The organism is Haloarcula sp. CBA1115 (genome assembly GCF_000827835.1).
Classification (GTDB): Archaea; Halobacteriota; Halobacteria; order Halobacteriales; family Haloarculaceae; genus Haloarcula; species Haloarcula hispanica.
The window spans coordinates 1010943-1025494 of the sequence record NZ_CP010529.1; the positions used below are offsets into that span (position 1 = coordinate 1010943).

Sequence of the window (14552 nt, forward strand, 5' to 3'; positions counted from 1 at the left end):
TTTGTACTTGGGGTAGCCGCGAGCGTGCCGCCGCCGGCAGCATCGCTTTCCGGCTACGGCGTGTACCTCCGCTGTGCCCGACTACCGACGCGACGCCGGGTTTGCGCTGCTCTGTGGACTGGCACTCGTCGCGTATCTCCGACAGACGGGCGCAGTTGAGACGTTCTGGTCCGAGTCCGCCATCGCCGTCGGCGTGGCCGTCGCACTGTGTGTCGAGGCGCTGTTCGTTCTCGACACGCCCGTCGCGGCGCTGTGGGAGCGCCGCGGCGTCCGGACGGCGTCGGCAGTCGTACTCCTGGGTGTTGCCGGCGGACTCGCCGTCTTTCTGGGCCCGGTCGTCGTCGCCGCGGCGTGCTGGGGACTCGTGACGTACTTCGGCATCCTCGCTGTGTGCCTGTGTTACCGGTGAGCGTTCACCCTCGCGGGGACGACACCGGTCGATGACCGTAGTAACCACCTACAACTATACGCTCCAAGCTAGTACTGTAATAGAATTATATAACTACTGCTTGCGCTACTCGGAGTTGTTTTTGAGGTTTTGGACCTAAATAGAAGATACTATATTTGAAAAGAGTTGAAGTAGCCCGATTATGGAACTAAATGAGGATACCGAGGGCGGAGTATTTCTCTACAGTAGCCAGACTTGTCCACCACGGACAGCGGGTATTCGGCCGTCGAATAACAACTGTACTGGTATTAGATTCTTCCAGTACCGGCCAACCGTCGGCGACGGAACTCGGTGTATCTGTCGAGACAACAGACAGAGCGGTTATTCGTGAGCCAGATTCACTTCGATGACGTTAGCGGCCTGTTGCACCGTGTCGATGAGTTGTGCTTTGCGGCCCGGCGACTGCAACCGGTTGATGGGCGCGGTGATGCTGATGGCGGCCTCGCGCCGGTCGCCGGTGTCGATGGGGACCCCGACACAACCGGTTCCGTCGACCCGTTCCTCGGTGTCATCGGCGACCCCGCGCTCCCGGATCGTCTCCAGTTCCGCAAACAGCGTCTCGCGGTCTGTGATGGTGTTGTCCGTCTCGGCCGGCAGCCCGCGGGTCTCGATGATTTCCGCGACCCGGTCGTCGTCGAAACTCGACAGGAGCGCTTTGCCGATAGCGGTCTTGTGGAGGTGGATGCGCTTCCCGAGGCGCGTATCGAGCGCGACCGCCTGGTCGCCGCTGGTGGTGTGGATGTAGATGCCGTAGCCCTGCTCCTCAATCATCAGGTTCGCCAGTTCGCCGGTCTCGACGGCCATCCGTCTGACCTCGGGCTTTGCCACCTCGTAGATGCCGTCGTAGCGCTGTGCCATGCCGCCGAACTCCAGCCACCGGAGCCCGATGCGGTACTCGCCGTCCCGTTCCACGACCAGTCCCTCGTCTTCCAGCGTCACCAGGTGTTTGTATATCGTGCTCTTGGCCGGGTCCAGCGAGTCGGCGAGTTCGACCAGCGTGGCGCTCCCGCCGAGGTCTTTGATTCCCGAGAGGACCGACAGCGAGGTCTGCGTCGCCCGGACCGAGTCCGTTTTTGCCCGTGTCATTAGGCACCAGTTCTGGTGCCGCTCGAATAAAATTGCCGTATCGGTTGTGACAATCGCTCTACGGTAGCTTCCGAGGCTTGACGCACGGCGAAGTGGGCGTCACCAGTCTCTACGACCGTCACAGGCATTCGGAAATACGAAACGGAAAGGTGGGTTCAATAGCGCGAAGCCAGCGACCGAAGTCGCCGGGGGCTCCGTGATGTGGCGACTGAACGGTCGCGAGATATCGACAGAGCGGTGTGCACCGCCGACCGTTGTGTCGTCCGGGCGCACGAGTAGTGAAAGAAAAGATAGCATACATATTTCGTATTTCCGAATCCGCTGAAAGACGGTGGAACGACCGCTCTCGTCGATGTTTCGGTCGATAGTGGACGGTAGATTTAAGCGGTTCCGTCGGGTTCTTTGAGACGAGTTATGAGTGTGAAACGACACTACGACCGCGAGTTCGTCAGAACGTTCTTTACCTCTCCAACAGCAGTCGACGGGGAGGACGATTCAGCGAAGATGCTGCGAAGCGCGGGCCAGCTCCGCGGCCTGCAGGCCCCGGATGTCTGGGTCCCGGACAACGAGGACGCGACGGCACCGAACATGCGCGAGGAGGGCGTCGAGAACATCATCGAAGTGGTCTCAGAACAGGGTGCCGAGTTCCCCGGCGAGATCCACCCGCGCGTCGTCTGGCACCGCGAGTCCCCGACGACCCGCTATCAGGGCTTCCAGCAGATGCTCGAAATTACCGACCCCGAAAACGGTGCGGTCGAGCACATCGACGGCTTCGTCATCCCGGAGGTCGGCGACATCGACGACTGGAAGAAGGCCGACGAGTTCTTCACCATCATCGAGCACGAGCACGGACTGGAGGAGGGGAGCCTCTCCATGTCGGTCATCGTCGAGAGCGGCGAGGCCGAACTGGCGATGGGCGACCTGCGCGAGGAGATGGGCAAGCCCTCGAACAACCTCGAACGTATGTTCCTGCTCGTCGACGGCGAGGTCGACTACACGAAGGATATGCGCGCGATGACGCCTACCGGCGAACTCCCGCCGTGGCCGGAACTGCGCCACAACACCTCCCGCGGTGCCAGCGCCGCCGGCCTTATCGCCGTCGACGGCCCCTACGACGATATCCGCGACGTCGAGGGGTACCGCGAGCGGATGAAGGACAACCGCGCGAAGGGGATGACTGGCATCTGGTCGCTGACACCGGGGCAAGTCGTGGAGGCGAACACGGCCCCGCTCCCGCCAAAGACCGGGAGCTGGCTGCTCGACGTCGGCGGTCAGGAGGTCGAACTCAACGCACAGGACGGCAAGCAGGTGTACGACGGCGACGACCTCTCGCTGGAAACGGACGGCGAGGGCGGCTACGTCCTGCAGGCGGGCGGTGACCGGCTGGAACTGGACGAGGACGAACTCACCGAGGAACTGCTCGACCGCACCGCGTACATCCCCAGCATGACCGACATCGTCGACTCGATGGAGGAGTTCGAGGCCGCGAAGGAGGCCGGCAAGGGAGCCATCGCGATGACTCAGGCCGCGACGCTGGTCATCGACGGCGTCGAAGTCGAGGTCAGTAAAGACCGGATGTGGGACGAAGCGACCTACCAGGCCGCCCAGACACCCATCACGCTGTTCCAGGACGTGTACGAGCACCGCCCGGACCAGCACGAGGAACTGGCGGAGATGTACGGCACTGACATCGTCGAACGCGCCACGGCTGTCGGCAACTAACGGCCGTCCTCAGTATTTCGTCACTCGAAACGCCGCGGGCGTGGTTCAGTCTTCCAGCGGTTCGATGAGTTCGACGTGGTGGCCGTCGGGGTCCGCGACGAAGGCCGTGTACGCGCCGGCCTCCGGCTGTGGGCCGGGCTCTTTGACGACGCCGTGATGATCGATGCGGTCGACCGTCGCGTCGACATCGTCCACGCCGAGAGCGAGATGGTCCCAGCCGGACCCCATCTCGAAGCTCGTCTCCCCGTCCGTTTCTGCCAGTTGCAGTTCGACGCCGCTGTCGTCGGCCACGTAGTAGTTCGTCGTCTCGCCGTCGGGCGTGGTGAACTGCCAGGACTCCTCGAAGCCGAACTGCTCGTAGAACGCGATCGATGCTGTGGCGTCGGCCACGTTCAGGCACATATGAAGGATGCTTGCATTGCCCATACATCGCTTCCAGTGCCCTGCGTCAAATAGCTGGCGGGCTACGTAAAGCGAATTGTGACCGCATGCCACAGACTTTAATGATTATTACTCCTGAATGCTCGTATGGCGATCGAAAATGTCGAGGACACCTGGTCAGCACAGGAACTGGACCTCGACCGACCGGACGTGGATGCGTACCGGGACCTGGCGGAAGCGCTTCGCTCGCGGGTCTCGGGTGGGGTCGAGTTCGACGAATACGCCCGGATTCTGTACGCAACGGACGGGAGCATCTATCGCGCCGAACCAGCCGGGGTCGTGTACCCGACTGATACCGACGACGTGCGGGCGGCTGTCGAGGTTGCGACGAGCCACGGCGTTCCGATACTGCCCCGCGGGACCGGGTCGTCGCTCGCCGGGCAGACCGTCGGCCCGGGCTGTGTCGTGCTAGACCTGTCCCGGCACATGGACGGTATCCTCGATATTCGGCCGGGCGAGCAGACGGCGCACATCCAGCCCGGCGTGGTGCAGGACGACCTGGACGACACGCTGGCCGAGTACGGCCTGAAGTTCGCGCCGGATCCGGCATCGTCGAACCGCGCCACTGTCGGCGGCGGCATCGGAAACAACTCCACCGGCGCACACTCCGTCAGGTACGGCATCACCGACGCCTACACAGATGCGGTGAAAGCTGTCCTCTCTGACGGCTCACTCATCCACGCCCGCGAGGTCGTCATCGACTCGCCGGAGTGGGACGACATCGTGAGCAAAGACGACCGCGAGGCCGACATCTATCAGACGGTCCGCGAAGTCGTCGAGGAGAACGCAAGCGAAATCGAGGACCGCTACCCTGACCTCAAGCGCCGGGTGTCTGGCTACAACCTCGACCGCGTTATCTACGAAAACGACGACGGCGAGCGCGTGCTGAACCTCGCGAAGCTGTTTGTCGGGAGCGAGGGGACCCTCGGGGTCATTGTCGAAGCCGAACTTTCGCTGGTGACCGTCCCCGAGGAGACCGCGCTGGCGCTGTACTGCTTTGACACGCTTCCCGATGCGATGCGGGCTGTCCCGGTCGCGCTTGACTACGATGTCAGCGCGGTCGAGTTGATGGACGACGAGATGTTCAGGCTCGCAGCCGGCTCCGACGGCTACGCCGAGTACGTCGACCCGATTCCGGACCGAGCGGCCGCGGCGTTGATGCTCGAATACGACTCGGAATTGCACGATGACTTCGAGGCGGCCATCGCCCGGACCAACGAACGGTTCGTGGACGAGGGGGAAGCCTTCGACGTTGTCGAGGCCTACACCGACGCCGACCAGGCTGACCTCTGGAAGCTCCGCAAAGCCGCGATTCCGCTCCTGATGTCCATGGACGGCGACCCCAAACCGTACCCGTTCATCGAGGACGCGACGGTCCCGCCCGCCGAACTGGCCGAGTACGTCGAGAAGTTCGAGGCTGTGCTAGCTGACCACGACACCTCGGCCGCGTACTTCGCCCACGCCGGCTCCGGAACACTCCACATCCGCCCGATTCTCAACCTGAAGGAGGAATCCGGTATCGAAGACATGCACTCCATCACCGACGACGTGACCGACCTCGTGCTCGAACACAATGGGTCGTTCTCCGGTGAGCACGGCGACGGGATGGCCCGAACGGAGTTCACGCCCAAGATGTACGGCGAGACGCTCTGGGATGCGTTCAAACAGGTCAAGACGGCCTTCGATCCGCAGTGGTGGATGCACCCGGGCAACGTCGTCTACCGTGAGGGGCCGGCGGATATCGGCCCTGATGCCGACCGAGGGGTCGGTGCGGACATGCGTGAGAACCTCCGGTACGGGCCCGACTACCAGTCTCTGGAGCCACAGACGACGCTGGACTTCGAGGACGAAGGCGGCTTCTCGGAGCTCGTCGAACTGTGTAACGGCTGTGGGACCTGCCGCCAGACCGACGGAGACGTGATGTGTCCGACATACCGCGCCTCGGAGGAGGAGGTCCAGACGACACGGGGCCGCGCGAACCTCCTCCGGTCGGCTATTAGTGGCGACCTAGATGAAGACGAGATTCACTCCGACCGCTTCCAGGAGGAAGTGCTCGACCTCTGTGTCGGCTGCAAGGGCTGCAAGAGCGACTGCCCGACCGGCGTCGATATGGCGAAACTCAAGACCGAGCTGAAACACCAGCACCACGAAGCGGAGGGGGCCAGCCTCCGGGAACGCCTGTTTGCTAACATCGACACTGCCTCGAAGCTCGGGTCGGCGCTGGCACCGATTTCGAACTGGGCGACAGACATTCCGGGCGCGCGGGCCGTTATGCAGAAACTGTTCGGCATCGCGCCGGAGCGCGAACTCCCCACCTTCAGCCGAGAGACACTCCAAGACTGGTTCGATGCACGCGGTGGCTCGACTGTCTCGCGGGCCGAAGCCGACCGCAAAGTCCTGCTGTTCCCCGATACGTACACGAACTACTCGTACCCGACGGCCGGCAAGGCCGCCGTCGAAACGCTGGAAGCCGCAGGCGTTCACGTCACCATTCCGGACAACACCGCGCCGTCCGGGCGAGCGGCGTACTCCACCGGAATGCTGGACGTGGCCCGCGACCGAGCCGAGACGAACACGGACCGGCTGGCGGACCGCGTCACAGAGGGGTGGGACATCGTCTTCGTCGAGCCCTCCGACGCCGTGATGTTCCAGGACGAATATCTGGACTTACTCGACGGGTCGGCAGTGTCGCAGGTGGCCGACAGCGCCTACGGCGTGCTGGAATACCTCGACACGTTCCGACTCGACGACGCGCTGCCGGTCGAGGACCGGTCGCTCGGGGCCGCCGGGGCGGTCAGCTATCACGGCCACTGCAACCAGAAGGGGACCAACAAGGATCACCACGCCGTCGGCGTCATGCGTCGCGTCGGCTACGAGGTCGACCCGCTGGACTCGACGTGCTGTGGCATGGCCGGGAGCTTCGGCTACCACGACGAGCACTACGATCTCTCGAAGACTATCGGCCGGCTGCTGTTCGATAAGGTCGAGGAGAGCGACGGCGACCGCGTCGTCGCGCCCGGCGGGTCCTGTCGCTCCCAACTGGGCGACCGGGACGGCATCGACGAGATTCCACCGCATCCTATCGAGGTTGTCGCCGAGCGACTACCAGACACAGCGACGACCTCACGGTCGGCGTGATAGGAACATGGGCTGTTTGTCTGGACTCATACCCGAATGGGATGTTGTTTTCGGACATTTGGAGGTATATTTGGCAAAACACATAGATATAACCGTTCGACAACTACAATCGGGATATATCTCCAGATAGTACGATGATAGCGCTCGAATATCACAGTATATAGAGTTTTATCAGCAGCTCTGCCTGTATTCAGGTCCACCGCTTGTTCGGATCGAATCACATGCCCAAAGTAATACTGGTATAATATGTTGTAGTCGGAGAAACGGATGTACAGTTGTTAGAAATTGTTCCAGATGCATGACGGGGACCGTCGTCACCCGACTGTCAGTCCCGGGTAAACGACGCGGTGCCGTCGGTGAACGTGAGCGACTCGCGGCCGGTAACCTCGGCGGCGGTCGGCAGGTCCTCGACGAGCGGCTCGGAGACGTGCAGTTCGGACAGGTCCTGCGTGGTCTGTATCCAGACGATCCGGACGGTGTCGGGGTCGTAGCCACCGAGCGCGGACAGCGCCGTCCGGATGGCGAACTCATCGTCCGGCGCAACGAGGGGGAGCTTCGCCTTCGCCGTTGACCCGCTGGTGAGCGCGTTCGCGTACGTCTTCTGCAGGTCCAGCTGGTCAACCGCAGCCTGGCGGGTGATATCGGCCAAGCCGATGCCGTTGCCGTTGCCCTTCGTCGCCTCGGTGAGCCCGCGAGCGTACAGCAGTTTGATCGCCGGCTCGTCGGGGTCCGGCGCGTTGAGGACGCGGTAGCGGCCGATGACGTTCGTGTCCATCCCCGCGCCGGAGACGTCCTTGCCGAGTTCGTCGACGACGAGCAGGTCAATGTCGTCGACCGGAAGCGTCGCCATCTCGTCGTACGCCTGCTCCAGCAACGCTGGCTCGCGGTCGGTGAACGAGCCCGCGGGAATCGCTTCGACGTGGGCCGTCTCCTCGTGGAAGTTCTCGACCAGCGCCACGCCGCCGACCAGCGGCAGTGCCGACTCAACAACCGGGAGTGCAGCTTCCAGCGTCTCCACGTACCCCTCCTTGATGGCTGTCGAGTGGAACGCCTTCGCGCCGTGTTGCTTGCCCAGCCCGACGACGGTCATCTTCATCAGACCGCTCTCGATGCGGCCGCTGTAGTTGGTATGGGGTTTCACCCGGTTCACGACGACCACGGCATCCGCTTCCTGTGCCGCCGTCGAGACGTGGACCGGAAACTCGGTGTCACCGACAGTAACGGTGTCGACCTGTGCAGTGTCCATCCGGGCGTCGATGGGGGCATCAAGGCGCGACTCCGTGATGCCCAAGCTCTCCAGCACTTCGCGCTGGCCCTCGGGCGTTGCCCCGCCGTGGCTCCCCATCGCCGGGACGACGACCGGCTCGAAGCCCCGATCACGGATATCCGCAACGACAGTCTCGACGATGTCGTCGATACGGTGGATGCCACGGCTGCCGACGGCAACGGCAACAGTCGCACCCGCTTCCAGCCCGTCAAAGTCGAGGCGGTCGAGTTCGGTCCGCGCCGCGGCCGACGGGTCGTCGACGGCGGCCGTCTCCGGCTCGTACCGGACGCGAGCGAAGCCCGGCAGCGGCTGTGGGTCGATAAGGTGGTCCACGTCGCCTCGGTCGGGGAAGTTCATATCGGAGGATCAGTGCCGAGCCATACAAAAACCGGGGTCGCCCAGCTCTATGGTGACCGGGGATACGGACATCGACCCGAACGATCAGGAATGCCTACGACGGCAACCCCCAGACCGGCGCAGTCAGTCCTGTAACAGCAGTCGGACGGCGTCGGAAAGCTGGCCGACGCGGGCGGCGTGTTCGAAGGACTCGTCGCGGATACCGTTCGTGACGAGCGCGAACCCGACGTTCAGTTCGGGGTCGGCCCAGCCGAACGAACTCCCGAGGCCGGCGTGGCCGAACATGCGCTCTTTGCTGGCGGCCCCGAACATATCGGCGGCCAGCCCGCCGGTCCAGACGCCAAGGCCGTAGCGGGCCGGGCGCGATAGCGTGCCGTCGGACTCGGTTTCGGCGTGAGTCGTGGTCGCCTCGTCGACAGTCGCTTCGGTCAGCAGTTGCGTCCCGTCCAGCGACCCGCCGTTGGCGAGACAGGCGTAGAACCGGGCCATGTCCCGGGCCGTACCGATGCCGTTAGCCGCGGGGATCACTGCCCGGCGCATCGCTTCCTGATTAAATGCCCCGGCGGACGCGGCGGGGTCATCGAGCCCCTCGTCGACATCGTGACACCGCTCGAACGCCTCGTAGCCGGCCAGGGTCGCCACGTCGTCGGGCTCGTCATCCCGCAGACCGATACCGGTCTGGTCCATTCCCAGCGGCTCGAACACGTTCTCCGCGACGTACTCTTCGACCGGCTGGCCGCTACAGCGGCGGATGAGTTCACCGACCAGCCAGCCGTAGTTGATAGCGTGATACGCCGGCGTCGTTCCGGGCTCGAACACGGGGTCGATGTCTTCCATCGCCGCGACGACGGCGTCCCAGTCGCCCCAGCTTTCGTACTGTTCGTCGAACTCACCGAAGGGGAGGCCGGCGGTGTGGCTGAGTACCTGCCGGACTGTAATCGATGCTTTCTGTGTGCCGTCGTCGGCAAACTCCGGCCAGTGCTCGACGACCCGGTCGTCGTAGTCGAGTTCGCCCTGCTCGACGAGCTGGTGCAGGCCGACGCCGGCGAACGGCTTCGTACAGGAGAACAGTACGTGGCGCGTCTCGGGCGTCGTTTCGTCACCGTCGGGACCCGTGGAACCGCCGGCGAAGTCGACGACGAGGTCGCCGTCGACGTACACCGCCAACTGTGCGCCGTGGTGCAGTCCGACCTCGAGTTGTCGGTCGAACTGAGCCCGGAGCTGTTCGATGGCGTCTGCGCTGAGTTGTGGCATACCTTGTCTTGGCTCCGGCGAGATAATAGAAGTTAGGTTCTGTTCGGTCGCGGAATCAAGCGGCAGACGGCTACTGATTGCGTTCGAGCTGCCAGACCATCATGGTCGATTATGCGAAACGTTGATGTCACTAAGCGGTCACAACTCCGTATGCTCGAAAACAAGAACGGAACGTCCGAGGTATCGACGACCCGGACGTCGTTCGAGATTCTGGGGCTGATTCGGGACGCGGGAGGCGCGACAATTGCGGAGATTCGGGCGGAGACGGACCTGGCCAAGAGCACGGTGTATCGGCACCTCAAGACGCTGCACGACATGGACTATCTCGTCGAGGAGGACGGGGAGTACCGGCTCTCGCTGCGGTTTCTGCAGCTCAGCGAACCGCCGCGGATACGGCGGCCGGGCTATATCGTCGCCAAACAGAAAGTCATCGAACTGGCGATAGAGACCGACGAGCGGGCGCTGTTTCTGGTCGAAGAGGGCTTCGAGGGCGTGTATCTCCATCGAGCCGGCGGCCGGAATCCCCTGCAGAGCGACACGATGATCGGCAAACGTCGGCCGCTGCACGCGCTCGCCTCGGGAAAAGCCATCCTCGCGGAGTGGCCCGACGAACGCATCGAGGAGTTCGTCGAAACCACTGCCCTCGAAGAGTTGACGGCGAACACGATTACCGACCGGGACGCGCTGTTCGAGGAACTCGAACAGGTCCGCGAGCGGGGTTATGCGACCAACATGTCAGAACATATGGACGGCCTGCGGGCGGCTGGCGTGCCGGTGTACAACCACGAGGACGACCTCATCGGCGCGTTGAGCGTCTTCGGGCCGAATGGCCGGGTGAGCCAGGACGACATCGAATCGACGTACCCCGATCTGCTGGAACGGAAAGCCAGCGAGCTGAAGATTGACCTCACGTACGATTGAGAAGTACTGTTTCGTGTCAGCGGGGCTGTTCCGTATACCGGAAGAGATTCGACGGCCGCCCTACTCGAACGCCGGAATGCCGGTCAGATCGTGTCCGAGGATGAGCGAGTGGATGTCGTGCGTCCCCTCGTAGGTGTAGACGGTTTCGAGGTTCGTCAGGTGCCGCATCGGGGAGTAATCAGCCGTGATGCCGTTGCCGCCGAGCATCTCGCGGGCCACCCGTGACTGCTCGCGGGCCATCCGTGCGTTGTTGCGCTTGGCCATCGACACCTGTTCCGGGCGGAGGTCGCCGCGTTCCTTCAGGTCAGCGAGCCGGTGAGCGAGCAACTGGCCCAGCGATATCTGGGTCGCCATCTCCGCGAGCTTCTCCTGCTGGAGCTGATAGCCGGCGATCGGTTTGCCGAACTGCTCGCGGTCGGTGGCGTACTCGTGGGCGGTCTCGAAACAGTCCATCGCGGCCCCCACCGTCCCCCAGGCGATGCCGTAGCGGGCCTGTGTGAGACAGGACAGCGGCCCCTTCATGCCCTCGACGCCCGGCAAAACGTTCTCCTCGGGGACGCGGGCGTTCTGCAGGCCGATCTCGCCCGTAATTGACGCGCGCAGCGAGAGCTTCTCGTCGATCTTGTTCGTCGTCACGCCGTCGCGGTCAGTCTCGACGAGGAAGCCCCGCACGGGGTCGCCGTCGGCGGACGTGACTTTTGCCCAGACCACTGCGAGGTCGCTGATGGGCGCGTTCGTAATCCATGTCTTCGAGCCGTTCAGGACGTAGCCGTCGGCGTCGCGCTCGGCCGTCGTCTCCATCGCCGACGGGTTCGACCCGTGTTCGGGCTCGGTCAGACCGAAACAGCCCACCCGCTCGCCGCTGCCGAGCGCCGGCAACCACTCCTCCTTCTGGGCATCGCTGCCGTAGGCGTGAATCGGGTACATGACGAGCGCACCCTGAACGCTGGCCATCGAGCGCAGGCCGCTGTCGCCGGCCTCCAGTTCCTGTAACAAGAGGCCGTAGGCTGTCTCGCTGAGTCCAGGCAACCCGTACCCGTCGAGGTTCGGTGCGTAGAACCCGAGTTCACCCATCTCGGTGATGAGGTCCGTCGGGAACGTCCCGTCGATCCAGTGCTGGCCGACGTCCGGTTTGACTTCGTTCTCGACGAAGTCCCGGGCCGTGTCACGGACCATCCGCTCTTCCTCGCCGAGGTCGCCTTCGAGACCGAGGTAATCGATCATATAGGATCTGTGGCCGGGGTTCAATTAAGCGTTTGCCTGCTGCCAAAGTGCTAAAAGTCCGTAGCGCTGTCGACAGCATGGAATGTCACAACCAGATAGCCAGACGGCGTGGAGCCAACTGTACATCGACGGCGAGTGGCGCGACGCCGGAGCGTCTGATACGATTCCGGTGACTAACCCCGCGACGGGCGAGGAAATCGCGGCGGTGCCCGCCGGGACAGAGGGGGACGTCAACGACGCCTATCAGGCCGCCGAAGCGGCCCAGTCCGACTGGGCGGCGCTGTCGCGCGAGGAACGCAACGAGTACGTTCAGGCGATGATCGGGGTGATGCAGGAACGACTCGACGAGATCGTCGAACTGCTCGCGACGGAGTCAGGCAGTGTTCAGGCCAAAGCGACTGCCGAGGCCAACTTCGCCATGGCGGACTTCCAGAGCGCACTGGAAATGGTCCCGCCGGAGGAAGAGGTCCGCGATTCGATGTATCACGAAGATAAGGACCATCACATCGTCCGCGAGCCCGCTGGCGTCGTCGGGATTATTTCGCCGTGGAACTTCCCGCTACACCTCACGACGCGGGCGCTCGGTCCCGCGCTCGCACTGGGGAACACCGTCGTCATCAAGCCCGCGACGGACACGCCGATTACCGGCGGGCTCCTGCTGGCCGACATTGCCGAGGAAGCCGGTCTCCCGGACGGCGTCGTCAACGTCGTCACGGGCCACGGCTCCGACATCGGCGACCGGATGGCCGGCCATCCGACCGCCCGCGTGATGTCGTTCACCGGGTCGACGGCGGTCGGCAGGTCTGTGGCCAGTCAGGCCGGGGACGCGCTCGCCCTCCCGGCGCTTGAACTCGGTGGCAACGGACCGTTCGTCGTCACCGAGGACGCCGACATCGAGGCAGCCGCCAAGGCCGGCTCCGTCGGTGCCTTCGGCCATCAGGGACAGGTGTGTATCTCGATTAACCGCCACCTCGTCCACGAGGATGTCTACGATGAGTACGTCGAGAAGCTCGTCGAACACGCGGAGTCACTGACTATCGGGAACCCGCTGGACGAGGACGTGGAGTTCGGCCCGATCATCAACGAGAGTCAGGTCGACCAGCTTACCTCGTTCATCGAACAGACTGTCGATGCCGGCGCGACGCTGGAAACGGGCGGCGAGGTCGAGGACCTGTTCCTCGAACCGACCGTCCTCTCGGGGTGTACCAACGATATGTCCGCGGCCTGTAACGAGCACTTCGGCCCCGTCGCTCCGGTCATCCCGTTCGAGTCCGACGAGGAAGCTGTCGAACTCGCCAACGACACCGAGTACGGCCTCGCCGCGGGCGTCTACAGCGGTGATATCGAACACGGTCGTTCCATCGCCGACCAGATCGACGCCGGGATGGTCCACGTCAACGACCACCCGATTCAGGACGAACCCAACGCCCCGTTCGGCGGGATGAAAAACTCCGGCCTCGGCCGGTACAACGGCGAGTGGATCATGGACGAACTGACCGAGACCAAGTGGATCTCCGTCCAGCACGAGGAGCGCGACTACCAGCTGCTCTGAGCTGTCGGTAGCTCTGTCAGCGGCGTCGCAGAAATCAACGCTGGCCCCGAACCGGCTTAGAACTCGTCGATGACGGGGATACCGACCGTCTCGTACGCACCCATCGACGAGAGGGTGGCCGGCACGTCTTCGAGCACGAGCGTCTCCCCGACAATCTTCGACGGGTCGAGCGTCCCGGCGTCAATCAGTCTGAACAGCTCGTCGTAGCGAACCGGCGGCATCCCGTAGGAGCCGTGGAAGTCGATTTCCTGCAGGGTCATCGTATCCACTGGGAGAGAGATTTCGCCGGCCTCCTCGTCAGTCGTGAGGCCGACCTGAACGTGGGTGCCCTGCTTGTCCAGTGACTCGACAGCGTTGCGACACGTCTCGGCGATGCCTAGCGCGTCGATTGCCACGTCGGCCCCGCCGTCCGTGACTGCATGGACCTCGCCGGGGACGTTGTCCGCCTCGGCGGCGTTGATTGTCGCCGCCGCGCCGAGGTCCCGCGCTCGGTCGAGTTTGCCCTCCTGTACGTCGACCGCAATCGGTTCGGCCCCCAGCGCGTCGGCGATGTGGACCGCCGAAAGCCCGACGCCGCCACAGCCGTGAATCGCGACGGCGTCGCCCGGCCTGAGGTCCGCCCGGTCGGTCAGCGCGTGGTACGCCGTCATGAACCGGCAGCCGAGCCCGGCCATCTCGGTGAAGTCGACGGCATCCGGCAGCGTGACGCAGTTGAAATCGGCTTCGCGGACGGGGAACGCCTCGGCGAACGCCCCCGGTGCGGCGTCGAGGAATCCGAGCGGCATCGATGTCTCGCAGATATTAGCGTGCCCGCGCTGGCAGTACTGGCACGACCCGTCGCCGAGGTGGAACGGGACCGTAACGCGGTCCCCCTCGGAGAACTGTTCGACGTCTGCACCCACGTCGGCGACGACGCCGGCCGGCTCGTGGCCCAGAATCTGCCCGGGCCCGGTCTGGATGCCGAACCACTCCCAGTCCCCCTGCCAGGCGTGCCAGTCACTCCGGCAGACCCCGCAGGCTTCTGTCTCGATGACGACCTGATCCGGCTGGGGCTCCGGATAGGGCACGTCCTGAATCGTGAGCGGTTCGCCGTGCTCCTCAATGACAGCTGCTCGCATACCGCAAGGTGCGCAGGGCTAGCA

Annotated in this window: 11 protein-coding genes; 5 read left to right on the forward strand and 6 right to left on the reverse strand. The window is 63.9% G+C overall.

Annotated features, from left to right (window positions below; genetic code table 11):
- The first annotated feature begins 73 nt into the window (after positions 1–73).
- Positions 74–409 (forward strand): hypothetical protein, encoded by a 336-nt coding sequence (locus tag SG26_RS04890; protein ID WP_050036997.1) that lies wholly within the window; start codon positions 74–76, stop codon positions 407–409.
- 360 nt (positions 410–769) lie between these two features.
- Here the strand turns inward: SG26_RS04890 and SG26_RS04895 are convergent, their stop codons facing one another.
- Entirely contained in the window at positions 770–1534 is a 765-nt protein-coding gene (locus SG26_RS04895; RefSeq protein ID WP_050007058.1) for an IclR family transcriptional regulator, read from the reverse strand.
- 414 nt (positions 1535–1948) lie between these two features.
- Between SG26_RS04895 and aceB the strand changes: the two genes are divergently transcribed.
- Positions 1949–3256 carry a malate synthase AceB gene (gene aceB, locus SG26_RS04900; RefSeq protein ID WP_050036998.1) on the forward strand — a complete coding sequence of 436 codons (1308 nt, stop codon included), beginning with the start codon at positions 1949–1951 and terminating at the stop codon, positions 3254–3256.
- Positions 3257–3301: 45 nt separating this feature from the next.
- On the opposite strand, the gene SG26_RS04905 is transcribed toward aceB, so the two are convergent.
- Complete coding sequence (locus SG26_RS04905) at positions 3302–3682, reverse strand: VOC family protein (RefSeq protein WP_011223955.1); 381 nt, start codon at positions 3680–3682, stop codon at positions 3302–3304.
- Positions 3683–3784: 102 nt separating this feature from the next.
- On the opposite strand from SG26_RS04905, the gene SG26_RS04910 reads away from it, so the two are divergent.
- Positions 3785–6835 (forward strand): FAD-binding and (Fe-S)-binding domain-containing protein, encoded by a 3051-nt coding sequence (locus SG26_RS04910; protein WP_050036999.1) that lies wholly within the window; start codon positions 3785–3787, stop codon positions 6833–6835.
- Between the two features lie 325 nt (positions 6836–7160).
- Here the strand turns inward: SG26_RS04910 and SG26_RS04915 are convergent, their stop codons facing one another.
- Both SG26_RS04915 and SG26_RS04920 read right to left on the reverse strand, forming a co-directional pair.
- Positions 7161–8459, reverse strand: coding sequence for a DUF362 domain-containing protein (locus tag SG26_RS04915; protein ID WP_050037000.1), 1299 nt, complete (start codon positions 8457–8459; stop codon positions 7161–7163).
- Between the two features lie 123 nt (positions 8460–8582).
- Complete coding sequence (locus SG26_RS04920; protein ID WP_050037001.1) at positions 8583–9713, reverse strand: serine hydrolase; 1131 nt, start codon at positions 9711–9713, stop codon at positions 8583–8585.
- A 150-nt stretch (positions 9714–9863) separates the two neighbouring features.
- On the opposite strand from SG26_RS04920, the gene SG26_RS04925 reads away from it, so the two are divergent.
- A complete protein-coding gene (locus SG26_RS04925) occupies positions 9864–10634 on the forward strand; it encodes an IclR family transcriptional regulator (protein WP_050037002.1) in 771 nt (256 codons plus the stop codon).
- 60 nt (positions 10635–10694) lie between these two features.
- Here the strand turns inward: SG26_RS04925 and SG26_RS04930 are convergent, their stop codons facing one another.
- Positions 10695–11858 carry an acyl-CoA dehydrogenase family protein gene (locus SG26_RS04930; protein ID WP_050037003.1) on the reverse strand — a complete coding sequence of 388 codons (1164 nt, stop codon included), beginning with the start codon at positions 11856–11858 and terminating at the stop codon, positions 10695–10697.
- Between the two features lie 82 nt (positions 11859–11940).
- Here SG26_RS04930 and SG26_RS04935 point away from each other — a divergent pair, with 82 nt between their 5' ends.
- Positions 11941–13410: an aldehyde dehydrogenase family protein gene (locus SG26_RS04935; protein WP_050037004.1), complete on the forward strand. Its 1470-nt coding sequence runs from the start codon at positions 11941–11943 to the stop codon at positions 13408–13410.
- A gap of 56 nt (positions 13411–13466) precedes the next feature.
- On the opposite strand, the gene SG26_RS04940 is transcribed toward SG26_RS04935, so the two are convergent.
- Positions 13467–14528 carry a zinc-dependent alcohol dehydrogenase family protein gene (locus tag SG26_RS04940; RefSeq protein ID WP_050037005.1) on the reverse strand — a complete coding sequence of 354 codons (1062 nt, stop codon included), beginning with the start codon at positions 14526–14528 and terminating at the stop codon, positions 13467–13469.
- Positions 14529–14552 lie beyond the last annotated feature (24 nt).